Below are 23,760 nucleotides of genomic sequence, written 5' to 3'. Positions count from 1 at the left end.
ATGCCTAACATGAGAGAGATCCGTGAAAGGATCGCAAGTATCCAGCAGATACTGAAAATCACCAATGCTATGTACCTCATGTCGTCCTCCAAGCTGAAAAAGGCAAGGAAGTCCCTTGAGTGTACAGAGCCCTACTTCTACAAGCTCCAGTCCACCATTGAGAGCGTTCTGGAGCACACTCCGCACACCCGTCAGCTCTACTTCGACAGACGTAAGGATATCCCCGAGGATAAGCGTAAAAAGGGCTATATCGTCATCACAGGCGATAAGGGACTCTGCGGAAGCTACAATCACAACATACTCAAATATACCGACCAGAAGCTGGACGAGGCTGCCGACCTTGATAACTGCTACCTCTTCGTTATGGGACAGGTAGGCAGAATGTACTACCAGAGGCGTATCAACAGCGGCAAAAAGGCTTCCGTTGACGGCGAGTTCCTCTATACCACCCAAAATCCAACGCTCTACAGAGCAAAGGAAGTGGCGGAGATAGTTCTGGAAAAGTTCGAGAACCGCGAGCTGGACGAGGTATATCTCATCTATACGGATATGGTCAATTCGAGCCTACAGGAGACAAGAACCCTGCGGCTGCTGCCCTTTGAGCGAAAGCACTTCGGCAAGGCGGCTGACGGTACTATGAAGAAGCTGCCAAAGGCTTCGTTCATGCCCTCTCCCGAGGAGGTAATGAACTACCTTATCCCACAGTACGCAAAGGGTATCATCTACGGAGCTATGGTAGAGGCGTTCTGCTGTGAGCAGCAGTCCCGTATGACCGCTATGGACGCGGCTACTACCAGCGCAAAGGACATGATAAAAGACCTGTCCCTGCTGTACAACCGTGCAAGACAGGCGGCTATCACTCAGGAGATAACCGAGGTATGCGGCGGAGCACAGTCTCTCGTTGAATAATCGTAGGGAACGCCGCCCTCGGGCTCCCGATCGAAATTATACGTCTATCGCGGGAGGGCGAGGGCGCCCTCCCCTACATAATGTTACATAAATTATGTGGAACGCCGAGACGGCGTTCCCTACAATTGGTTTATCCCAAATTCTCTTAAACAAAGGAGAAAGCAATGGAAAAAGGCAGAATCACACAGGTCATCGGACCTGTTATAGACGTTGAATTCGGCGCTGGAAAGCTCCCTATGATAAGGGACGCCCTCACCGTCGAGGTCGACGGCAAAAAGCGCGTTATGGAGGTCGCTCAGCATATGGGCAACCACATAGTCCGCTGTATCATGCTGGCGTCCAGCGAGGGACTCAGCAAGAATATGGAGGTCACCTCCACAGGCTCCTGTATCAAGGTGCCTGTAGGCGAGCAGACTCTCGGACGTATGTTCAACGTCCTCGGCGAGCCTATCGACAAGAAGGGTGACGTCGAGACCGAGGAAAAATGGGAGATACACCGCAAGGCTCCTACTTTTCAGGACCAGAGCCCTGTTGTAGAAGTCCTCGAAACAGGTATCAAGGTCATCGACCTTATCGCTCCATACGCTAAGGGCGGTAAGATAGGACTTTTCGGCGGTGCAGGTGTTGGTAAGACCGTCCTCATTCAGGAGCTTATCAGAAATATCGCCACCGAGCACGGCGGCTACTCCATATTCACAGGCGTCGGAGAGCGTTCCCGTGAGGGCAACGACCTCTGGAACGAAATGCAGGAATCGGGAGTTATCTCCAAGACCGCTCTCGTTTTCGGTCAGATGAACGAGCCCCCCGGATCACGTATGCGTGTTGCTCAGACAGGTCTTACTATGGCTGAGTACTTCCGTGACCGCGAGCACAAGGACGTTCTTCTCTTTATCGACAATATCTTCCGTTACGTACAGGCAGGCTCCGAGGTATCGGCTCTTCTCGGTCGTATGCCCTCTGCCGTTGGCTATCAGCCTACTCTGGCTAACGAGGTCGGCGAGCTTCAGGAGCGTATCACCTCTACGAAAAACGGCTCTATAACCTCAGTACAGGCAGTCTACGTCCCTGCGGACGACCTTACCGATCCTGCTCCTGCGGTAACCTTCGCACACCTTGACGCTACTACGGTACTTTCCCGTAAGATAGTCGAGCAGGGTATCTACCCTGCCGTTGATCCTCTGGAGTCCAACTCACGTATCCTCGAACCCGAGATAGTCGGCGAGGAGCACTATACCGTGGCAAGACGCACACAGGAGCTTCTCCAGAAATACAAGGAATTGCAGGATATCATCGCTATCCTCGGTATGGAGGAGCTTGACGAAGATGACAAGCTGGCTGTATACCGTGCAAGAAAGATACAGAAGTTCCTCTCACAGCCGTTCAACGTTGCGGAGAACTTCACAGGTCTCAAGGGCAAGTACGTGCCGTTAAAGGACACTATCGAGGGCTTCAAGGCTATCATCGACGGCGATATGGACAAGTACCCCGAGGCTGCATTCCTCATGGCAGGAACTATAGACGACGTTATCATGAAGGCTCGTCAGATCGACGAGTAATAGGGAGGCTTAACAATGGCTAAGACCTTTCACCTTGAAATAATCGCTACAGACCGTGTGTTTTTCAGCGGCGAGGTGGAGCACCTCGTTATAACCGCTATAGACGGACTTCTCGGTATAATGGCAGGACATGAGCCTCTTGTAACCTGTCTCCCCACAGGCGAGCTGAAGTACCTTGTGGACGGCGAATGGAAGTATGCCGCCATTTCCGAGGGCTTCATACAGGTAATGCCCGATTCTTCCATTATCCTTGCGGAGACCTGTGAGCTTCCCGAGGAAATAGACATCAAACGCGCTCAGGAAGCCCGTGAACGCGCCGAGGAACGCCTCAGGCAGAAGCAGAGCATCAAGGAGTACTATGAGACTCAGGCTGCTCTCAACCGCGCTATGAACCGTCTGAAAATATCACAGAAACATTTCAAGTAAAAAATGCGCTCCGACGGAGCGCATTTTTAGTAATTAGTGATTAGTGATTAGTTGTAGGGGCGACGTCCCGTCGCCCGCCAAACCAGAACCACGTATCACACGGGCGGCGAAACGCCGCCCCTACATACAAACAACATACAAAAAACCGTCCGCTTTTTGCGGACGGTTTTGATTTTACTTGGAAGTCTTTCCCTTTGCAGCTCTCTTGTTCATCCACCATGACCATGTTACAGGTGCAACGAAGAGTGATGAGAACGTACCTGAGATAAGTCCCATCATAAGCGGAACAGAGAAGCTGAGGAGCGAATCATAGCCTGTTACCATAACAACTATTGTAACTATGAGCATTGTGCCGATAGTTGTGATAGATGTTCTGATAGAACGTGTAAGCGACTGTGTGCAGCTTACATTGATAAGCTCGTTAAGAGAAGCCTTTGGCATAAGCTTGCGGTTCTCTCTGATTCTGTCGTAGATAACGATAGTGTTGTTGATAGAGTAACCGAGGATAGTAAGGAATACAGCAACGATATTTGAATCGATGTTGAATTTGCATACTACTGTAGCTGTAAACGCAACGAGAAGGTCGAGGCAGAGAGCGAATATTGAGCACACACCTGCTGACCAGCCGCCGATATTTTTGAATCGGATAGCGATATAGATGATAACGACGATAGCAGCGAAAACGACTGCTACCAGACACTTGAGCAGGAACTCACGTCCCGATGTAGGATTAACGTCGTTTGAATCGTATATCTCAAGGTCGTTTTCGGCAAACTTTTCTCTCAGAGCTGTAGTGAGCTCTGTCTGTCTGTCAACAGTAAGTCCCTGATCAGAGGTAAACGAGATAGTTACCTGCTTTCCGCCTGAGTCAAGGCTCTCACCTGTTCTTACTACAACAGTTGAACCAACGACGTCCTTTACTGCGGAAGCAACATCGTTTGTATTGATCTCGCCCTGATAAGTGTAGGTGATAAGAGTACCGCCCTTGAATTCGATAGCGAGATGAATGCCTCTTATAATAGCTCCTGCGATGAATACGAGCAGAACGCCGATAACAACGCCGAGTATGAGCTTTTTCTTTGAACAGAAGTTATATACCTTCTTGGGAGTTAATACGACTTCTTTCTGAGTATCTTTCTTGCTCATTTCGTATCACCTCCGTAAAGCTTTCTGTTTTTGAAGCACTTGAACTTGGAGAGTGATGTTACCATAAGTCTTGAAGCAAATACTCCGAAGATGAAGTTGCAGATAACGCCTGCGAGCAGGGTAAATCCGAAGGAGTAAACAACGCCCTCAGCTGTAGCGCCGAATGCGAAGAAAATAGTCTTGTTGAGTATCTTTGAGAAGAAGCTGTCGGGAACACCGAAAGCGCCCATAAGGATAACTGCGATGATAACGTTTGTGATGTTACCATCGAGGATAGCGGAGAATGCTCTCTTGTAAGCTATCTTTATAGCAGCGTCAAGTGACTTGCCTGTTCTGAGCTCTTCCTTGATACGCTCGCCTGTGATGATGTTTGCGTCAACTCCCATACCTACTGCAAGTATGATACCTGCGATACCGGGTATGGTAAGAGTCGAGCCGTTCATGAAGCCGAACCAGCCTGTGATAGCTGCGATAGAACCTGCTACCTGTCCGCAGAGTGCGATAACAGCAACAAAACCGGGAAGTCTGTAGAGGAATATCATGTATACAGCTATTCCGACGAATGCGATGAGAGCTGCAAGGAGTATAGCGTCCAGTGAGCCTTCACCCATTGTAGGAGAAATGGTCCTGAAGCTCTTTGTCTCCATTTTGAACGGAAGAGCACCTGAATTTATCTGGTCAGCAAGCTTCTTTGAAGAATCAGCGTCAAAGCTGCCTGAGATCTGAGCTCTGCCGTCTGTGATAGTGCTGTTTACTCTCGGAGCAGATATCATAGTGTTATCCATCCAGATAGAGATAGGTGTTTCAGTACCCATGAGCTCGCCTGTAGCAGCAGCGAACTTCTCTTTACCTGAGTTTTCACCGTCTGACTTGAGCTCAAGTGAAACAACATATTCCAGATCCTTGCCGTCGTCTGTAGGTAAGTACTGGCTCTTTGCAGAAGCGATATCGTCACCTGTGAGGACGATCTCACCTGAAGGAATGGTATTTCCCTCTGCGTCAGTAGTTGTATCAGTGCCCTTACGGAATGTCAGCTCAGCCATTTCGCCGAGCTCCTTAACGGCAGATTCGGGATCGAAGTTTGATTCGCCGACCTTCCAAGGAAAGCGAACGATAATTCTGTCGCTCTTTGTATCGCTGTAGACCTCGTTATCCGTGATACCGAGTGAAGAAAGTCTTGTCTTGATGACCTCGGTAGCGGAATCCAGCTGAGCTTCGTCAGCGTCGAAGTCGCCTGCGGGACCGAAGGTAACGTCAACACCGCCCTTGATATCGATACCAAGACGGATATCGTCAACGCCCTTGACGTAGGTGGTCCTGTTGTCGCCGTAGAGCTTATCAATGCCAAGAACTGATGTTACGGCGAAAATAGCGATAAAAGCAACGACAATGAAGAAAGTTTTTTTGCCTGTCTTTTTCACAGTCATGCCTCCTGTTTTTGAGCTTTTTTTCAGGTCTGCCAGTGCGCAGATAAGCCTTTAAGCTCATATTTCCTGTCTCTATGACAATTACAATTATTGTACTATATTTTTATAAAAAAGTCAAGCATATGAGCTGAAAATATTCCCATTTCAAAAATATGCACAATTACAGCGGCTCAAATTTGGAATTATGAACAAATTACCTGTAGGGAACGCCGTCTTCGGCGTTCCGAGTCTTTAGCTTGCAGGGGCGGATATTATCCGCCCGATAATACGTAACGGGTGAACGTCGTCCCCTACAGTAAAATCTTGACTTTGCATACATAATATTGTATAATATTAAACAGCAAACCGAAAGGAGCGGTAACGTGGCAAAGCTTAGATTTTCCGAAAAAAACGGCGAGGTGTGCATACACTGCAGATTCATGGGCAGCGAAATGCTCAACGAAGCCGAATACAACTATTTCATAGACAATCGCATAAAGGGCTGGCTCGTACCGCGCTCCACAGCCGCAGACAAGCTTGAATTCACAGGCGCAAGGGGTATCCCCCTCATGCACCTCCTGAAAAGCGGCGTCGACACAAAAAAATATTTCCGAATAGTTTCAAATCTTCTCGATATACTTGAAGTGGCTGAAAACTGCGGATTTAATATGCAGAATATCGTACTTGACCTTGATTTCGTCACGGTTTCTCCCGAAAACTGCGATATCCACCTGTTTTATCTGCCGCTTTGGTACAACGAGAGCTTCAACGACGGCATAGTGAACTGCCTGCGCAAGATCTCCACTTACGCTAAATACGCAGACCAGAACACCTACGCCAACATAGACAGCTTCATGAATTACGTCATCGGTATGCGGGTTTTCAGCATATACCAGACCAAGGAGTATATCCGCGAGACCTGTCCCGAGATATTCGGTCAGTCCTACGACCACAGACAGTTCAGCAGACCTGCTTCTCAGGAGCAGCCCGTCCGCACACCGAGAGTTATACCGCCTGTTCAGCAGAGCGGCGACACTCACCAGTTCAATATACCAAAGCCCGTAAAGGCACCCGTGCCTGCGGTGCAGAAGCCCGAGCCAAAGGTGCTGCCCTCTATAAACGAGGAAAAGCGTCAGCCCCTCCCCGAGCTCATAAAGCAGGAAAGACCTCATGTTGAAGTGAGATATCCTACCCTCACAAGGCGCTCTACGGGAGTTACCGTGAATATCAGCAAGCCTGTGTTCAGGATAGGCAAGGAACGCGACCGCGTTGACTTCTGCGTTACCGAAAACAGGACCGTCAGCCGAGTTCACGCCACTATCTACACCCGTGACGGCTCATGCTTCATCGAGGACAACAACTCCACCAACAAGACCTATATAAACGGCACGCCCCTGCTCCCCGAAAGGGAGATAAAGCTGAAAAGCGGCGACGTGCTCACACTTTCAAACGAAGAATTCGATTTCACAGACGTATGATGTGCGTCACAAGGGGAAATTATGGAATATATTGCAGCCTGTGATACCGATGTGGGTATCGCCAAAAAGATAAATCAGGACAGCGTATGCATAAAGACTGCTAAAACAAATACAGGCAGAGCCGCGCTGATACTGGTATGCGACGGCATGGGAGGACTCTCACGGGGAGAGCTTGCCAGCGCCGAGGTAGTCCGCAGCTTCGCCGAATGGTTCGACAGGGAGCTGCCCTTTGAGCTGCCCGAGTGGGACTGGCATACTGCCGCCCATAACGTAATAAGCAGGCTCCGCCGCCTTAACGCAAAGCTTGTTGCCTACGGCAGGCGCGAGTGTATGCAGCTGGGCACTACCGCAACAGGCATTATCGCCGTGGATTCGCAGTTCATGACCTTCCACGTAGGCGATACCCGTATATACAAGGTGTCGGATAAGCTGAGCCAGCTCACCGACGACCACACTTTTGTCAACCGCGAGGTAAAGCTGGGAAATATGACTCCCGAGGAGGCTCGCATCGATCCCCTCAGGAACGCTCTTGTGCAGTGTATCGGCGTTACCGACGATGTTTTCCCCGAGGTAAAGCTTGGCGACCTCGAAAACGGCGTCAACTACATGATATGTTCCGACGGTTTCCGCCATGTTCTCACGGAAAAGGAGCTTTTCGAGGAGCTTTCGCCTAAAAAGCTGACCACAAAGGCTGATATGCAGAAGCAGCTCCGACAGCTCATCGACACCGTCAAGGACAGAGACGAGACCGACAACATCACCGCCGCACTGTTCCGTCCCGAGCTGTAATGCAAAGGAGATACATATGACTACAGGAGAGGTACTTGTTATCGCAGCTGCGGCTGCGGTATTCATCATAATAAACATCATAATGTGGAGCATTATCGCTAAAAAAGAGCGAAAAACCAACGGAAGCGGCGCTTCACGAAGCAAAATGACATCTGTTCCGCTCAGCGAGGTATCCGCGGCAGCTGCCGCAGCAGGCTTTGAGCTCATGGAAAATACTGTCATAGTCCACACAGACGATGTTATAAGCGATTAAGCCCGAGCTCCCACGCAGGCTTCGGTTTAATATATTTTTGTACATGATATAGGAGGAAAATCAAAATGAAAATAGCATTCAAGGTCATGAGCATATTACTGCTCGTTTATTACGGCATTATCGCCATTATCGGCATACTGGGCATAGCAGGCGTCGGCGCTGCTACCGCAGGAAAAACAGGCGGAGAAGCTGCCTTCGGCGGTGTAGCTATACTCGCTATCCTGCTGGCTCTCATACCGACTGCAATAGCTCTGTTTATGGCTTTCTACGGCGTAAAGGAGAACTACAATATGTGCTTCAAGCTGGCGGCGATACTTATGGTGCTCAACATCATATCATTCATCGGCTCGGACAACAAGAGCTCCGCTGTTTTAGGACTCGTTTTCTCTATCGCTTACTGCTTCATGGCTAAAAAGCTGGACGACGGCGCATACTAAGCAATAACCCACTGTACATAAGGAGGCGCAGCATATATGGCACAAATCGACGAATTAGGCCATAACCGAAACGTTAGGTCACAGGAATTTGCACACAACAGAACCCTTTACAACAGAGTACAGAGTATCCGCTCAAAGCTGATATTCTTCTATATAGCGCCTCTTGCAGTATATCTGCCCGCAGCGATATTTATGGGACTTATCTCATATGTAGTCGCAGGCGCACTTGACGCACTGATAGTGGTACCCATTGCAGCCTATTTAGCGTGGAAGGGCTGCTACAGATATCACGACTTCTCACTCATGGCACTCATAGGTGTACTGGTGATGAATCAGCTGCTCCTGATGTTCCTCAGCCCGTATGAGAACAAGCTGTTCTACGATTTCAACATCTTCGGCAAATTCTCGATGATACATCTGGTACTGCTGGCAATAGTGGGCACAGCGGCAGTCATCAACCTTAAAATAAACGTGACCTACCACAAGCTCGAAGAAGCCGACGGCTTTCCGCAGTTCAACGAGCGCTTTTTCGACCAGGAAATGGACATCAGGCAGTACGGCATAAAGAATCCCTATCAGCAGATGATAGACGACCGCAAAAGAACTGCCTCAGACTCCATGTCAGATGTGACGATTCCTCAGAACAGCCCTGACGACCATATCGGGGAAACAAAGCAGGACTCTATGGACGAGCTGTGATGTCAATGGGTAATTTACACAGAAATAAAGCAAAATTTCATCAAAACTAAGGCGGCTCCGTGCCGCCTTTTTTATTGACATGACAGGCTTATGATGATATAATTGAATTGATGTACTGTCGAAGTACGACAATTGATGTAAAAGGAGTAAAATCAACATGAGCGGTAATATCAACAGCTATGAAAGCCCATTCTGCACACGTTATGCAAGCGAGGAAATGCAGTATATTTTCTCTGCGGATAAAAAGTTCACTACATGGAGAAAGCTCTGGGTAGCTCTCGCAAGAGCCGAAATGAAGCTCGGTCTCCCTATTACAGAGGCACAGGTGAAGCAGCTGGAGGAGCACATAAACGACGTTGACTATGAAATGGCAACAGAGCGCGAAAAGATAACCCGTCACGATGTTATGGCTCACGTTTTCACATACGGACAGGCTTGTCCCGACGCCGCAGGAATAATCCATCTCGGAGCTACTTCCTGCTATGTAGGCGATAATACAGACGTTATCATCATGCGCGACGCTCTTAAAATAGTCCGCAGAAAGCTCATAAACGTCATGAACAACCTTGCAAAGTTCGCAGACGAGTACAAGAACCTCCCCTGCCTTGCTTATACACATCTTCAGCCTGCACAGCTCACAACTGTGGGCAAGAGAGCTACTCTCTGGCTCAACGAGCTCCTCATGGACTTCAACGACCTTGAATACCGTATGTCCACACTGAAGCTCCTTGGCTCCAAGGGCACAACAGGCACACAGGCTTCATTCATGGAGCTTTTCGAGGGCGACACAGACAAGATAAAGAAGCTTGAGCAGATGATAGCCGAGGAAATGGGCTTTGACGCCGTAGTTCCCGTATCAGGTCAGACCTACTCACGTAAGGTCGACTCAAAGGTGCTGGAGCTCCTCAGCGATATCGCACAGTCCGCAAGCAAATTCTCCAACGATATGCGTATTCTCCAGTCCTTCAAGGAAATGGAGGAGCCAAGAGAGAAGAAGCAGATAGGCTCTTCTGCAATGGCTTACAAGCGCAATCCTATGCGCTGTGAGAGGATAACTTCCCTCGCACGTTACGTAATGATAGACAGTCTTAACCCTGCATTCACAGCAGGCACACAGTGGTTCGAGAGAACTCTGGACGACTCTGCAAACAAGCGTATCAGCGTAGCAGAGGCATTCCTCGGCGTTGACGCTATACTCAACATCATGATGAACGTTACAAACGGCATCGTGGTATATCCCGAAATGATACGCCGCCGCGTTATGGCAGAGCTCCCATTCATGGCAAGCGAAAACATCATGATGGACGCTGTCAAGAAGGGCGGAAATCGTCAGGAGCTCCACGACCGTATCATGGACTACTCCATGGAGGCAGGCGCAAACGTTAAGGTCCGCGGTCTGGACAACAATCTCTGCGAGCTCATCGAAGCTGATCCGATGTTCATGGTAACAAAGGAGGAGCTGGACGCTGTTCTCAAGCCCGAGAACTACACAGGCAGAAGCTCACAGCAGGTTGACGAGTTCCTTGCTGAATGCATAAAGCCTATCCTCGAAGCTAACAAGGATATCCTCGGCGAAAGCTTTGAAATGAAGAACTAAACGCAGCCTTCGGCTGCTCAGTTGAGAGTTTTTGATACCCTCCGCTGTCAAGAGCAGTTTTTTCAACTCTCAACTCTAAACTCTCAACTTTTTGCGATATTCCGCACTCTACGAAGCGTAGACTCCGCTTGATACCGTAATTCTACGCCCCATGGGTGTACTTTTTCTCCGCGGCATGATACACTTTTCTCAGAAAGGAGGACACATGAATGGATCAGGTAAAGATCGGCAAATTCATCTCTCAGATGAGAAAAGAAAAAGGACTTACACAGAAACAGCTTGGCGAAGAACTCCTTATCAGTGATAAGACAGTTTCCAAGTGGGAGACAGGCAAGGGTATGCCCGAGGTGTCCCTTATGCTCCCCCTCTGTGAAAAGTTAGGTATCAATGTAAACGAGCTCCTCACGGGCGAGCGTATCCCCGACGAGGACTACAAGAAGAAAGCGGAGGAAAATATTATGAATATCATGCGTGAAAAAGAGGAAAGCATAAGAAAAATAATCATTTCGGCTATTTCAGCCGCTATCGCAGTACTTGCAAGCGTTACGATCATATTAGTGGCAGGCACACTGAAAATGGAAACATGGCAGAGGATTCTGCTTATCGCAATAGCCGTGATCGTTATGGCAGGCGGTATCGCTGTTGCCTGCATGGCGGATCTGAGCGCAGGCACTTATGAGTGCAGGCACTGCGGAACACGCTTCGTACCGTCTGCAAAGAGCTATGTTTTCGGCATTCATACTCTCACAAAGAGAAAGCTCACCTGCCCCAAGTGCGGCAAACGTTTATACTGCAGGCGCAGACTTACTCACTGAATTATCGGGCGGATAGTATCCGCCCCTACAGAATATAAGGAAACACAATGAAAAAAAAATATCTCGAAGCAGGCAAGATAGTCACTACCCACGGCATACGCGGCGAGGTGAAGATAATGCCTTACACTGACAGCCCCGAGCTTCTTGCGGAGTTCGACAGGCTTTTCATAGGAAAAAACCACGAGGAAGTGTTCATCGAGCGCTCCCGAGTGTTCAAGAATACAGTTATTGCAAAGATAGAGGGGATCGACACTCCCGAAGCGGCTGAGAAGCTCCGCAACAAGGTGCTCTATATGCACCGCGACGATCTGGAGCTTGATGAGGATACCTACTTCATACAGGACCTCATAGGTCTTGAAGTCCGCGACGCCGACAACGATACCGTTTACGGCAAGATAGCCGACGTTATGCAGACAGGCGCAAACGACGTTTACGTAATAAAGGGCGACGACAAGGAATATCTCATCCCTGCTATCGCAGACGTTGTGATCTCTACGGACATTGACGGCGGTATCATGACTATCCGTCCTCTTGACGGACTTTTCGACTGAAATGAAAAAGAGCAATATAATAGCTGTCGGAGCTCTTACTGCGGCTTTTGCGGCAATTTCCGCATGGTCGGCAATGACCAGCATAGAACCGCTGAAAGGCTGGCTACAGCTCTCGAAATGGGGCATATCAGTGACGGGAATAGTCTTCCTGCTCATGCTGTTTATCCCCAATATCATATGGAGCAAAAACCAGCCCGCAGGCTATGAGGAGTCCACAAAGCGCGAAAGCAAGCTTCTCCTCGCACTTGAACGTGCAGGCGAAGTCCTTGTATCGATCCTGGTTATTACAGACCGACGACTTGACCGTCTGTGGCTCAGCTCAGCTTCGGGACCTGTAATATCCCCGCGGCTCGGCTATCTTGTACTCGCCCTCATACTTATGATAATGTATGAGCTCTACTGGATAAAGTATTTCCGAAGCAGCCGCACTCTCGGAGATATGTACGCGGATTACTGCGGCTTTCCGCTGGCAGGCGCTTCACTGCCTGTATTTGCGGTATTTCTCCTCGGAGTATTCGCCTGCAATGCTTTTCTTACTGCGGCGTCAATAATACTTGGGATCGGACACATAGGCATACACCTTATGCATAAAAAAGAGATAGAAAAATAAAAAGAACAAAAGAAAATTCGGCGTGAATACGCCAAAAGGAGGCACCCAACAATGAAAAAATTCTTCGGCATACTGTTTTTGCTCGTAATCGTCGCAGCAGGCGTCTGCGCCTACTTCTTCCCCGGCATACCGTACAAATACAAATGCACCCACGAATTACAGCTCACAGACAGTATATGGGAGACCATTCCCGATAATCTGCCGCCTCTTCCTGCGGACTATACCGACTATTCAAGCTTTGGTCTGCGCCTGACTGCATGGGACGACATGAAGCCCATGCGCACCGACGACAAATCCGAGGCAAAATGGCAAAACGGCGACGATACCCACTATATCATCATAAACGAGCTGAATATAAGCGAAAGCGACGATTTTCTCGACAGAACGGGCATTTCCAAGGAAGCTCTCGACCGCTACTGCAAGGCTGTGGAAAAGACCACTCCCGAGAACGGCTATGAGTTCACAAAGCTGAAAATGTCCCTTACTATGGAGGATTTCGATATCCATGACTTCAAGAACTCCAAGACCTTTTATCTGATGATGAAGGAGAAAAACGAAGCGTATTTCGGCGAAAACAATCCGAAAGTATACTATTCCGTTGACGGAGTAGGCTTCCGCGGCTGTCTCCACATCGAAAAGGTGTCAGACTACAACATGGCATACATCGACATCTACCCCGAGCGTGACAAAAAGACCAAATACCGCATCGGCATAAAGGTCACAGATACAAACGAGACACTGGCGATCGCAAACAGTATCAAGCTTACATAATAATATCCGAGACCGCTTCATGCGGTCTCAAATCATAAAGGAGCATAAATATGCATATTGAAATAGCCACACTGTTCCCCGAAATGTGCGAAGCCGTCCTCGGCGAGAGCATTATCGGCAGAGCCCGCAAGGCAGGAAAAATAAGCCTGCACTGCCGTCAGATACGGGAATACACTCAGGATAAGCACCGCCGCGTTGACGATACGCCCTACGGCGGCGGAATGGGCATGGTAATGCAGTGCGAGCCCATTTACAACTGCTACAAGGCGGTCTGCGAGGACCTCGGCGCAAAGCCCCATACTATATATATGTCCCCCAAGGGCAGGATATTTGACCAGCAGAAAGCCATCGAGCTGTCAAAAATGGACAATATCCTCATTCTCTGCGGTCACTATGAGGGCGTAGACCAGCGTGTTATCGACAAGATCGTAGACGAGGAGATATCCATTGGCGATTATGTACTCACAGGAGGCGAGCTCCCTGCAATGGTAGTTGCCGATACTGTTGCCCGTATGTGCGAGGGAGTCCTCTCCGACGAGGTCTGCTTCACCGACGAGAGCATTTACAGCGGACTTTTAGAGTATCCGCAGTACACACGCCCCGAAATATGGGAGGGCGAGGCGGTTCCGCCCGTGCTCCTTACAGGACATCACAAGAACATCGAAACATGGCGTCACGAGCAGAGCCTGAAGCTCACAGAGGAGCGCCGACCTGACCTTCTGGAAAAATATAACGGAAAAATTTGCTGACCAATTCCTCAGAAATTTGTTCCACAAAAAAAGCCATTGTTCCACAAAGTGTTCCACACATAACTGGCTGTATAGACAAAAAAGCATTCTCCCTTTAGAAAAAAATACCATAATATCATGTTGATAAATATGCACTTTCAACAATCACTATCAACAATTTTTTGTAGTGATAATAAACAAGCAAGTTGATAAAATTTCATTCACATTTAATCTAAATGTAGAATTTAGCGGAAACATGACTTTTAATCATAAAAATCCGTTGACTAAGCAAAAAATAGACTGTATAATAAAATCAGCAAGTGAAACAAATTTGCAAACGGCAACACAGTCCTTAAAAAGAATTAGAGAGACTGTAACTTACGAGAATAGGAGAGTTGTTTATGTTTGTCAGAGAAGTAATGGTAAAGAATCAGGTTGGACTTCACGCAAGACCCGCAACCTTCTTTATTCAGAAGGCTAACGAGTTCAAGTCATCGATCTGGATCGAAAAGGAAGAGCGCAGAGTAAATGCAAAGAGTCTGCTTGGCATTCTTTCGCTCGGTATTGTTGGCGGTACAAACGTAAAGGTAATCGCTGACGGCGCTGATGAAAAGGCTGCAGTTGACGCTCTTATCGAGCTTGTTGACAGCGGTTTCAGCGAGGAAAACAGATAATCAGACAAAAAACTTGGGGCGTTACCAAAAGTAACGCCCATTTATTTTTTTACAGCTCAGAAGCCATATTTTCCGCAAAAATACCGTATCCCTTAGCAGGATCGCCCACAAAAACATGAGTTACCGCGCCTATGAGCTTGCCGTTCTGGATTATAGGACTGCCGCTCATGCCCTGAACTATGCCTCCTGCCGCATCAAGAAGCCGCTTGTCGGTTATGCGTATCACCATGTTTTTCGAGCTTGTGCCGCTGCTGTAGTCAACACTGACTATCTCAGCGGAATACCTCTCAGGAGTATCTCCCGAAACTGTGGTGTATATCTCGGCTTCGCCCTCGGTTATCTCCTGACGGAAAGCCATGGGGAACTCCTGACAGTCTGCGGTCATCTCCGCAAGAGCCTCGCCATTTAGCCGCCCGTAGATACCGCTGGGCTTGTTCCGTTCAAGAATGCCGAAGCTGTCAGACATGGCGAATTTGCCCCGAAGCTCCCCTGCCAAGCCACGGGCGCCCCGCTTTACATCGGTGATCTCCACAGGCACAGCCTCGCCGCTGTGAACAGGGACTATCCCGCACGTATCGGAATCACAGATAGGGTGTCCAAGTCCTGCAAAACAGCCTGTTTTCGTGTCAAAAAACGACATAGTACCTATGCCAGCTATGCTGTCACGAACCCACATACCGCCTTTCAAGCCGCCGCTTCTGCGCGAGAACACGGGCTGGAGCTCCATATCTATATCCTCATCGCCGCGGCGCACCGAAAGTTCAAGGACGTTTCCGCCCGAATCGGCTATTTTCTGCTGTAACTGGTCGTTTGAGGTGAGTATCTCGCCGTCTGCAAGACGTATTATATCACCCTTCTGCAAGCCTGCGTCCTCGGCAGGACAGGTCAGCGAGCCGTCCTGACATTCCACGTCGCCAAGTCCCGTGACCATGACGCCCTCCATGAGCAGCTTTATTCCGAAGGGACGACCTCCCACAGCTAAAACGGGAGCTTCTGTTTTTCGGACTTCAACATTTTTGACGGGGATAGCTCCGAAAAGCGAAAAAGTCACCTGCTCCCCGTCTGAGCAGGTACCTGCGGCAGGTACGGCGAGCTCAGGCGCAGCAGAGCAGCTGAGCTGCGGAAAAGCCGCTATTTTCAGGTCATCTGCCGACGAAGCGCTTATCACCGCAGGCAAATGTGCGGAATAATAGCCTGCTGTCCCGAATAATCCCACAAAAGCTGCAAATAATAGCGTTGCAGCAGATCTTACGATTTTTCTTTTAAAAAACATTTTGTTATCCTTTCCTGTTCCTCGGGAACATATTGCTCCGAAAAAAGGGAGCTGTTTATATTATGCTTCGGCTGAGTGCTTTTATAGATGTGAATTACACACAGCCGAAAACTACATAGGGAGTAAAAAATGAGCAAAAAAAACACAAAAAAGCTTCCTGAAAGGCGGTCGCCCCTGATGACGGTATGCAAGGTCATTACCCTGCTGCTGAGCTTATGGTTTTCGGGAGCTATGACCGCACTTTCGGGGGCAGGTCTCATATATAACGGAGAAAGCTACGGCGCAGAGCTGAAAAATACGGGAGTTTTTCTAATAATATCCGCAGTTCTTATGGTTTCGGGAGCTTTTCTGTGCCTTTTCAGAAAAAAAACGCCGAATATTCTGGCAATTATTCTTGCTCTGGGCGGACTTGTCCTGTGTCTGGTGATGCTGAAGCAGCTCACAGACCACGCCGATTCAAGCGGCTGGACGGATAAATACACCTTGCTGCCCGTCAGCGATATGTATATGCGGAGAATTCTGCCAAGTATAGCGCCCTGTGTGCTTACGGCAGCCATAGCCGCAGTACAGCTGAAGCACTTTGGCGCAGTTGAGAGTTGAGAGTGCAGAGTTGAGAGTTAATGTGTTTTATTCGCTAATTTTATTAAAATCTTGTCGCCAACGGCGACTCCATAACTTTCAACTCTAAATTCTCAACTCTCAACTTTTTGCCCGTGCAAAATAAGATTATACAACAAGGTCGGTCTCGAAACCCGTCCTTTTTTGCGTTCAGCTAAAATTATGATATCTCCGAACGTCATTTTCACTAATTTTCCGTGATTTCTCTTGCAAAAACTATTTTTTTGTGATACAATGTTATCAATATTACCGAAAGGAACACTCAACTATGAACGTAAAATCCGAATTGCTCGCTTCTCTTGCAGGCGCAGAGGGCGATTATATCTCGGGAGCCGCCCTTGCAGACAAGCTCGGCGTGAGCCGCAATGCTGTGTGGAAAGCTGTAAAAGCGCTTGAGACCGAGGGCTTTTCTATCAGCTCAGTGACCTCAAAGGGCTACAAGCTCAACGATGACAACAACAGACTTTCGGAAGACCTTATCACTCCGTTTCTGAAAACAAAAGAGCTGGGACGCAACCTCAGCGTGTATGATACAGTTGAGTCCACCAATAATATCACCAAGGAACAGGATTCAAACAACGTTCCCAACGGTACTACCTCCGTTGCTGACCGTCAGACCGCAGGCAGAGGACGTATAGGCAGGAGCTTCGTTTCCCCTGCGGGCAAGGGACTATATATGAGCACTCTTGTGCGCCCCGAATTCAGCCTTGAATACGCTCCCATGATAACAGGAGCGGCAGCCTGCGCAGTTGCGGAAGCTATCGAATACTGCTGCGGTCAGCCCGTCATGATAAAATGGGTGAACGACCTCTACATGAACGGTAAAAAAATATGTGGCATACTGACAGAGGCTTCATTCGGACTTGAAATGCGCACTCTTGACTGCGCCGTTATCGGTATCGGCATAAACGTCCGCAGTATAGGCGACAGCTTCGATGAGGAGCTCCGCAAAAAGGCTACATCTATCGAGGACGAGACGGGAGTTGCCGTAAACAGGAACAGACTGTGCGCAGAGGTGCTCAACCGCCTTGAAATATATATGCATAAAATAGAGAACCGCAGCTTCCTTTCAGCCTACAGGGAGCGCGAGCTTCTCACAGGAAATATAATAACCGCAAATGTGGGAAATAAGCAGATAATCGGCGAAGCTATGGGCATAGACGATAACGCCAACCTCATAGTTCAGCTTCAGTCGGGAGAGACTATCCATCTCAACTCGGGAGAGGCTAATCTTTGCAGGATAAAAAATGTTTAAAAGCGGTAATTCCGCTGAAATATAATAAAATGTTAAGGAGGGTATGTCTGTATGAGATATACGATTATTGGTCAAACAGTACCGGCAGTAGAATGCGAGCTTAATGCAGGAGAATCAATGTTCACACAGTCAGGCGGAATGATCTGGCAGTCACAGGGCATCAAGATGAGCACAAATGCAAGAGGCGGTCTCGGAAGAAGCCTCGGAAGAATGTTCACAGGCGAATCCATATTCATGGCTAATTACACAGCAGAAGTTCAGGGCGCAAAGATAGCTTTCGGCGCTACAGTCCCCGGTTCTCTCGTTCCTGTAAATATATCCAACGGCGGTCTTATCTGCCAGAAGGGCGCTTTTCTCTGCGCTGAGCAGACCGTAGACCTCAAGGCAGTTTTCACAAAGAAGATACTCTCGGGATTCTTCGGCGGTGAGGGATTCATTCTCCAGCAGCTCTTCGGAAACGGCATGGCTTTCCTCGAAGTTGACGGAGATATGGTAGAGAAAAACCTCGCTCCAGGCGAGATACTCAAAGTAGACACAGGCAACGTAGTTGCATTCGAGCCCACTGTACAGTACGAGATAGAGACTGTAAAGGGACTGGGAAATATATTCCTCGGCGGCGAGGGACTTTTCCTCACAAAGCTGGTAGGTCCGGGTAAGGTAATACTCCAGACACAGAACTTCAACGACTTTGCAGGCAGGATACTTTCTCTCGGCGTAAAGAAGTAAATCATGAAGCACTGGCTCATCGCTGCCGCTGTTGCGGCAGTATACCTATTATTCAGCGTATTCACAGGACTCTGGGCGATATCATGGATAATATGGGTATTCTACGGAATATACAGGATAGCTGACTATATAAAGTCGCAGCAATAGCAATGAGGTAACGTTTATGTTTATATTCGGTTTTCCCGTTGTGGGCTTGCAGTATATGACCAACGGCGAAGCGCTTTTCCGCATGGCTGCGGAGAACAAGGCTGCTCCCGTGTGGAACGGCGAGAAATGGCGCTGTGTATGCGGAACGGAAAACAGTACCAATTTCTGTCCCGAATGCGGCATGAAAGCGCCCGTAAAGCCGTGGAAATGCAGCTGCGGCAGGGAGTGCACCAGCAATTTCTGCCCTGACTGCGGAAGTAAAGCTCCTTGAGCTGTAGGGGCGGGTTCCGCTCGCCCGAATAAAATGACACAAATACTTACGGGCGCCTGTTAGGCGCCCTCCCCTGCAATTTCAATTTGCAAAATTTATGCAAATGCTTGACAAACGCTGTTTTTCATTGTATAATACAGTTAATAAATTGAAAATGCTATGAAGGGAAACAAAGCTTGTGTGAGTTTTCACAGAGAGCCGACGGCTGGTGAAAGTCGGCAGACAAATGCAGGTCATAACTCCTCCCCGAGCAGCCGTCCCAAAGGCGCAGACCGCGTCAAGTAGGCACGGACGGGCTCTCCCGTTACAGAGATATGCGTTGATCCGACGCAGATGAGTGGGTGTATTCTTACATCAAGAAGAGTGGTACCACGGAGTATATTGCAGCTTCGTCTCTTCCATGCCGTGCATGGAGGAGATTTTTTATTACCCTCCTGCGAGGCAAACGGATCGGAATGGAGGTTTTGACATGAATAACGTAAAAAAGTACACAAGACAATTCTTTGAAGCGCCGAAAACTGCCATGAAATGGACGGAAAAGTCCTATATCGACAAGGCTCCCCAGTGGTGCAGCGTGGATCTCCGCGACGGAAATCAGGCTCTTATCATACCCATGAGTCTCGGTGAAAAGCTGGAATTCTTCCGCAGACTGGTTGATATCGGCTTCAAGGAGATAGAGATCGGCTTTCCTGCCGCTTCCGAGACCGAGTACGACTTCTGCCGCACTCTTATCGAGCAGGATCTCATTCCCGACGATGTGGCGATACAGGTTCTCACCCAGTCCCGTGAACACATCATCGAAAAGACGTTTGAAGCCCTCAAGGGCTGCAAGAACGCCATAGTTCACCTTTACAACTCCACCTCCGTTGCTCAGCGAGAGCAGGTCTTCCGCAAAAGCAGGGAGGAGATAATAGATATCGCGGTCAGCGGAGCAAAGCTCCTTAAAGAGTACCGCGAGAAATACGAGGGCAATTTCCGCTTTGAGTACTCCCCCGAGAGCTTCACGGGCACAGAGCCCGAATTTGCGCTGGAGATATGCAACGCCGTTCTTGACGTGTGGCAGCCCACACCCGAGGACAAGGTCATAATCAATCTCCCCGTAACGGTACAGCTCTCAATGCCCCATGTTTACGCAAATCAGATAGAGTATATGTGCGAGAACCTGAAATACCGCGAAAACGTCATAGTCTCTCTCCACCCCCACAACGACCGCGGCTGTGCGGTAGCTGACACGGAAATGGGACTCCTTGCAGGTGCAGAGCGCGTTGAGGGAACTCTCTTCGGCAACGGCGAGCGCACAGGCAACGTGGACATCATCACCCTTGCTATGAATATGTACTCGCAGGGCGTTGATCCCGAACTGGATTTCAGCGATATACCGTCGCTGTCCGAGGACTTCTCCCGTCTGACGAGAATGGGTATCTACGAGCGCCAGCCCTATTCGGGAAAGCTGGTATTCGCGGCGTTCAGCGGCTCTCATCAGGACGCTATCGCCAAGGGCATGAAATGGCGCGAGGAACACGGCGATACTGTCTGGAACGTGCCCTATCTGCCTCTTGATCCTACTGATATCGGCAGAGAGTACGAATCAGACGTTATCCGCATCAACAGCCAGTCTGGCAAGGGCGGAATCGGCTACATACTGGAGACTCGCTTCGGCTACGACCTGCCAAAGAAAATGCGCGAGAGCGTGGGCTACCTTGTCAAGGGCATATCCGACAAAAAGCACAAGGAGCTCCTCCCCGACGAGGTCTACTCAATATTCAAGAGCAACTATGTGGATATAACCTCGCCTATAAACATCACGGAAACTCACTTCGTACAGCGCAACGGTATCGAAGCAACTGTAAGCTTCGATTACAGCGGCAGACGAGTTACTGTAACCGATACAGGTAACGGACGTCTTGACGCCGTCAGCAACGCTATACGCTCATATACAGGCGCAGACTACAGTCTCAACAGCTATACCGAGCACGCTCTGGAAGTAGGCTCGGCTTCAAAGGCTGTATCCTATGTTGAGATAGTCACAAAGGAGGGCAAAAGCTTCTGGGGAACTGGTATCGACAACGATATCATCACTTCTTCAGTCAAGGCTCTTGTCAGCGCGGTAAATAATATGCTCAACAAGCAGTAATGTAAAGGAAGTGTGGAAATATGGCAATGACAATGACTCAGAAGATACTTGCGGCTCATTCGGGCAGAGAGTCAGTCTGTTCAGGGGAGCTTATCCTGACAGACCTTGACCTCGTTCTCGGCAACGATATAACCTCTCCCGTCGCTATCAAGGAGTTCGCAAAGCTGGGTAAGGACAGCGTGTTCGACAGAAACAAGGTCACCATGGTCATGGACCACTTCGCTCCCAACAAGGACATAAAGGCGGCAGAGCAGTGCAAGATGTGCCGCGATTTCTGCACGGAAAAGGATATAACACACTTCTACGACGTGGGAGAAATGGGCATCGAACACGCCCTGCTCCCCGAAAAAGGTCTTGTTACCGCAGGAAATGTGGTCATCGGCGCTGATTCCCACACCTGCACCTACGGAGCTTTGGGAGCTTTCTCAACAGGCGTGGGCTCAACGGATATGGCTTGCGGAATGGCTACAGGCAAGGCGTGGTTCAAGGTGCCCGAGGCTATAAAGGTAGTCCTCACAGGAAAGCTCCGCAGATTCGTGTCGGGCAAGGACGTTATCCTCCACATTATCGGCGAGATAGGCGTGGACGGAGCCCTTTACCGCTCTATGGAGTTCACAGGCGAGGGGCTTGCCTCACTGACTATGGCTGACCGCCTTTGCATGGCGAACATGGCTATCGAAGCAGGTGCAAAGAACGGTATCTTCGAGGTGGACGGTATAACTCTCGACTATATCCGCACACACGGCGGCGCAGAGCCCGTTATATACAAAGCTGACGAGGACGCAGACTACGACGAGGTACTCACCGTTGACCTGTCGGAGATAGAGCCTACCGTGGCTTTTCCTCATCTTCCCGAAAACGCACGTACCTTCGCTGAAATTGGCGATGTAAAGATAGATCAGGCAGTCATCGGCTCATGTACCAACGGCAGGCTTGAGGACCTCATCGCCGCCGCTGAGATAATGAAAGGGCGCAAAGCCGCAAAGCACGTCCGCGTTATCGTGATACCTGCAACTCAGCAGATTTACCTTGACGCTATGGAAATGGGGCTTATCCGCACATTTATCGAGTTCGGCGCAGTGGTGTCAACTCCTACCTGCGGACCGTGCCTTGGCGGATATATGGGCATTCTTGCCGCAGGCGAGAGAGCCATAACGACTACGAACCGCAACTTCGTGGGACGTATGGGACACCCCGAGTCCGAGGTATACCTTGCAAGCCCTGCAACTGCGGCGGCAAGCGCCGTAACAGGCAGGATAACAAGTCCGTGGGAGGTAATGGAGCTATGAAATACACAGGAAACGCTATAAAATACGGCGACAACGTGGATACAGACGTTATTATCCCTGCACGTTACCTCAATACAAGCGACCACAGGGAGCTTGCGAGCCACTGTATGGAGGATATCGACAAGACCTTCGTGAGCCGCGTAAAGCAGGGCGATATTATGGTAGCAGGACAGAATTTCGGCTGCGGCTCGTCCCGTGAACACGCTCCCATAGCCATAAAGGCAAGCGGAATCTCCGTTGTCATCGCCAAGAGCTTCGCCCGTATCTTCTACCGCAACGCTATCAATATCGGACTTGCTATCGTGGAATGTCCCGAAGCTGCCGAGGGTATCTCCGAGGGAGATAATGTGGAAGCTGACCTCGATAACGGCATTATCCGCAATATCACCACGGGCAAAGAGTACAAAACCGCTCCTTTCCCCGAATTTGTCCAGAAAATAATCGAAAACGGCGGACTTATGCAGGCTATCGCCAACGGCGTTATTTGAGTGATTAGTTGTTAGTGATTAATGCTTAGTAGGGACGACCATTGACCGTCCGCACGGTAAAAATTATTTTGCAGGGGCTGCCTTTGGCAGTCCGCAAGTCTCGAAACAAGTATAAATGACATCATTGTAGGGGCTGATGCCTACATCAGCCCGCAAATATAAATCGAATAGTTTGTAGGGGCGGCGTTCCGCCGCCCGTATCAGGATTTCCAACACTCCCCAAAGGAGATAAAATGATAGCAAAAATAATCGTAAAATGTATAATATACAACCCCAAGCTCAACAGATTTCTTCTGATAAAGCGATGTGAAAATGACGATATCGGCGCCGGTTCATGGGAGAATGCAGGCGGAAACATCGAAAGCGGCGAAACTCCCGAGGACGCTGTTATGCGCGAGATACAGGAAGAAACAGGCATTACGGATATCAGGATAGGAAATATCGCTTATGTTGCCGTTCTGGAACGGGAGATCCCCGACCTGCTCATAGTATATCTCTGTGAAACATCGACAGAAGCCGTAAAGCTGAGCTTTGAACATCAGGACTATACATGGGCGGACGAACAGCAATGCAGGACTCTTCTTCCCGACGCCATAATCCGCGATTTTGAAAAGAACAATGTATTTGATATCCTGCGGCAATAGCATATCCGACGCCGAGAACGGCGTTCCCTGCAAAAATCCTTATTTACACCAAAGTAAAGGACGTTTTAAT

At 49.1% G+C, this 23,760-nt stretch carries 27 protein-coding genes and 1 other annotated feature; of the genes, 24 read left to right on the top strand and 3 right to left on the bottom strand.

The window, feature by feature from the left end:
- From atpG to T497_RS0102065, 3 genes are all read left to right on the top strand, one after another.
- Entirely contained in the window at positions 1-909 is a 909-nt protein-coding gene (gene atpG / locus T497_RS0102075; protein ID WP_028514188.1) for an ATP synthase F1 subunit gamma, read from the top strand.
- A 164-nt stretch (positions 910-1,073) separates the two neighbouring features.
- Complete coding sequence (atpD, locus tag T497_RS0102070) at positions 1,074-2,465, top strand: F0F1 ATP synthase subunit beta (protein ID WP_028514187.1); 1,392 nt, start codon at positions 1,074-1,076, stop codon at positions 2,463-2,465.
- A gap of 15 nt (positions 2,466-2,480) precedes the next feature.
- Complete coding sequence (locus T497_RS0102065) at positions 2,481-2,891, top strand: F0F1 ATP synthase subunit epsilon (RefSeq protein WP_028514186.1); 411 nt, start codon at positions 2,481-2,483, stop codon at positions 2,889-2,891.
- A 174-nt stretch (positions 2,892-3,065) separates the two neighbouring features.
- Here the strand turns inward: T497_RS0102065 and secF are convergent, their stop codons facing one another.
- Both secF and T497_RS0102055 read right to left on the bottom strand, forming a co-directional pair.
- The gene (secF, locus tag T497_RS0102060; protein WP_028514185.1) at positions 3,066-4,037 is read right to left on the bottom strand and encodes a protein translocase subunit SecF; all 972 of its coding nucleotides are present in this window, start codon (positions 4,035-4,037) and stop codon (positions 3,066-3,068) included.
- Positions 4,034-5,464: a preprotein translocase subunit SecD gene (locus T497_RS0102055; protein WP_431602419.1), complete on the bottom strand. Its 1,431-nt coding sequence runs from the start codon at positions 5,462-5,464 to the stop codon at positions 4,034-4,036. Before T497_RS0102055 ends, secF begins: the two co-directional genes overlap by 4 nt.
- Positions 5,465-5,826: 362 nt before the next feature.
- Here T497_RS0102055 and T497_RS0102050 point away from each other — a divergent pair, with 362 nt between their 5' ends.
- From T497_RS0102050 to T497_RS0101995, 12 genes are all read left to right on the top strand, one after another.
- Positions 5,827-6,921: an FHA domain-containing protein gene (locus tag T497_RS0102050; protein ID WP_028514183.1), complete on the top strand. Its 1,095-nt coding sequence runs from the start codon at positions 5,827-5,829 to the stop codon at positions 6,919-6,921.
- Positions 6,922-6,942: 21 nt separating this feature from the next.
- Positions 6,943-7,710, top strand: a complete 768-nt coding sequence (locus T497_RS0102045; protein ID WP_028514182.1) for a PP2C family protein-serine/threonine phosphatase — start codon at positions 6,943-6,945, stop codon at positions 7,708-7,710.
- Positions 7,711-7,726: 16 nt separating this feature from the next.
- Positions 7,727-7,963, top strand: a complete 237-nt coding sequence (locus T497_RS0102040) for a hypothetical protein (protein WP_028514181.1) — start codon at positions 7,727-7,729, stop codon at positions 7,961-7,963.
- Between the two features lie 65 nt (positions 7,964-8,028).
- On the top strand, positions 8,029-8,400 hold the full coding sequence (locus T497_RS0102035; RefSeq protein WP_028514180.1) for a hypothetical protein: 372 nt from the start codon (positions 8,029-8,031) through the stop codon (positions 8,398-8,400).
- Positions 8,401-8,436: 36 nt separating this feature from the next.
- Positions 8,437-9,099, top strand: a complete 663-nt coding sequence (locus T497_RS0102030; RefSeq protein WP_028514179.1) for a hypothetical protein — start codon at positions 8,437-8,439, stop codon at positions 9,097-9,099.
- 157 nt (positions 9,100-9,256) lie between these two features.
- Positions 9,257-10,696: an adenylosuccinate lyase gene (purB, locus tag T497_RS0102025; protein ID WP_028514178.1), complete on the top strand. Its 1,440-nt coding sequence runs from the start codon at positions 9,257-9,259 to the stop codon at positions 10,694-10,696.
- 209 nt (positions 10,697-10,905) lie between these two features.
- Positions 10,906-11,511, top strand: a complete 606-nt coding sequence (locus tag T497_RS0102020) for a helix-turn-helix domain-containing protein (RefSeq protein WP_028514177.1) — start codon at positions 10,906-10,908, stop codon at positions 11,509-11,511.
- 47 nt (positions 11,512-11,558) lie between these two features.
- Positions 11,559-12,062 carry a ribosome maturation factor RimM gene (rimM, locus tag T497_RS0102015; RefSeq protein ID WP_028514176.1) on the top strand — a complete coding sequence of 168 codons (504 nt, stop codon included), beginning with the start codon at positions 11,559-11,561 and terminating at the stop codon, positions 12,060-12,062.
- Position 12,063: 1 nt separating this feature from the next.
- Positions 12,064-12,672 carry a hypothetical protein gene (locus T497_RS0102010; RefSeq protein WP_242839956.1) on the top strand — a complete coding sequence of 203 codons (609 nt, stop codon included), beginning with the start codon at positions 12,064-12,066 and terminating at the stop codon, positions 12,670-12,672.
- A 51-nt stretch (positions 12,673-12,723) separates the two neighbouring features.
- Entirely contained in the window at positions 12,724-13,443 is a 720-nt protein-coding gene (locus T497_RS0102005; RefSeq protein WP_028514174.1) for a hypothetical protein, read from the top strand.
- Positions 13,444-13,493: 50 nt separating this feature from the next.
- Complete coding sequence (gene trmD, locus T497_RS0102000; RefSeq protein ID WP_028514173.1) at positions 13,494-14,192, top strand: tRNA (guanosine(37)-N1)-methyltransferase TrmD; 699 nt, start codon at positions 13,494-13,496, stop codon at positions 14,190-14,192.
- Positions 14,193-14,572: 380 nt separating this feature from the next.
- Positions 14,573-14,845: an HPr family phosphocarrier protein gene (locus T497_RS0101995; protein ID WP_019679940.1), complete on the top strand. Its 273-nt coding sequence runs from the start codon at positions 14,573-14,575 to the stop codon at positions 14,843-14,845.
- A 49-nt stretch (positions 14,846-14,894) separates the two neighbouring features.
- On the opposite strand, the gene spoIVB is transcribed toward T497_RS0101995, so the two are convergent.
- Complete coding sequence (gene spoIVB / locus T497_RS0101990) at positions 14,895-16,118, bottom strand: SpoIVB peptidase (protein WP_028514172.1); 1,224 nt, start codon at positions 16,116-16,118, stop codon at positions 14,895-14,897.
- A 129-nt stretch (positions 16,119-16,247) separates the two neighbouring features.
- Here spoIVB and T497_RS0101985 point away from each other — a divergent pair, with 129 nt between their 5' ends.
- The 9 genes from T497_RS0101985 to T497_RS0101945 all read left to right on the top strand — a co-directional run bounded on the left by T497_RS0101985 (position 16,248) and on the right by T497_RS0101945 (position 23,690).
- A complete protein-coding gene (locus tag T497_RS0101985) occupies positions 16,248-16,718 on the top strand; it encodes a hypothetical protein (RefSeq protein WP_028514171.1) in 471 nt (156 codons plus the stop codon).
- 286 nt (positions 16,719-17,004) lie between these two features.
- Positions 17,005-17,991: a biotin--[acetyl-CoA-carboxylase] ligase gene (locus tag T497_RS0101980; protein ID WP_028514170.1), complete on the top strand. Its 987-nt coding sequence runs from the start codon at positions 17,005-17,007 to the stop codon at positions 17,989-17,991.
- 51 nt (positions 17,992-18,042) lie between these two features.
- Positions 18,043-18,717 (top strand): TIGR00266 family protein, encoded by a 675-nt coding sequence (locus tag T497_RS0101975; protein ID WP_028514169.1) that lies wholly within the window; start codon positions 18,043-18,045, stop codon positions 18,715-18,717.
- Between the two features lie 3 nt (positions 18,718-18,720).
- Complete coding sequence (locus T497_RS18450) at positions 18,721-18,864, top strand: WxxxWxxW domain-containing protein (RefSeq protein ID WP_177243939.1); 144 nt, start codon at positions 18,721-18,723, stop codon at positions 18,862-18,864.
- 16 nt (positions 18,865-18,880) lie between these two features.
- On the top strand, positions 18,881-19,135 hold the full coding sequence (locus T497_RS0101965) for a hypothetical protein (RefSeq protein WP_028514168.1): 255 nt from the start codon (positions 18,881-18,883) through the stop codon (positions 19,133-19,135).
- 150 nt (positions 19,136-19,285) lie between these two features.
- Positions 19,286-19,535, top strand: a binding site (T-box leader).
- A 69-nt stretch (positions 19,536-19,604) separates the two neighbouring features.
- Positions 19,605-21,269 carry a 2-isopropylmalate synthase gene (locus T497_RS0101960; protein WP_028514167.1) on the top strand — a complete coding sequence of 555 codons (1,665 nt, stop codon included), beginning with the start codon at positions 19,605-19,607 and terminating at the stop codon, positions 21,267-21,269.
- A gap of 20 nt (positions 21,270-21,289) precedes the next feature.
- Complete coding sequence (leuC, locus tag T497_RS0101955; RefSeq protein ID WP_028514166.1) at positions 21,290-22,558, top strand: 3-isopropylmalate dehydratase large subunit; 1,269 nt, start codon at positions 21,290-21,292, stop codon at positions 22,556-22,558.
- Positions 22,555-23,046 carry a 3-isopropylmalate dehydratase small subunit gene (leuD, locus tag T497_RS0101950; protein ID WP_028514165.1) on the top strand — a complete coding sequence of 164 codons (492 nt, stop codon included), beginning with the start codon at positions 22,555-22,557 and terminating at the stop codon, positions 23,044-23,046. The genes leuC and leuD overlap by 4 nt, the downstream gene beginning before the upstream one ends.
- Positions 23,047-23,279: 233 nt before the next feature.
- On the top strand, positions 23,280-23,690 hold the full coding sequence (locus T497_RS0101945; protein ID WP_028514164.1) for an NUDIX domain-containing protein: 411 nt from the start codon (positions 23,280-23,282) through the stop codon (positions 23,688-23,690).
- Positions 23,691-23,760: the final 70 nt, after the last annotated feature.

This window comes from Ruminococcus flavefaciens MA2007, assembly GCF_000621845.1.
Classification (GTDB): domain Bacteria; phylum Bacillota; class Clostridia; order Oscillospirales; family Ruminococcaceae; genus Ruminococcus; species Ruminococcus flavefaciens_E.
This window is presented reverse-complemented; position numbering and strand designations above follow the sequence as displayed.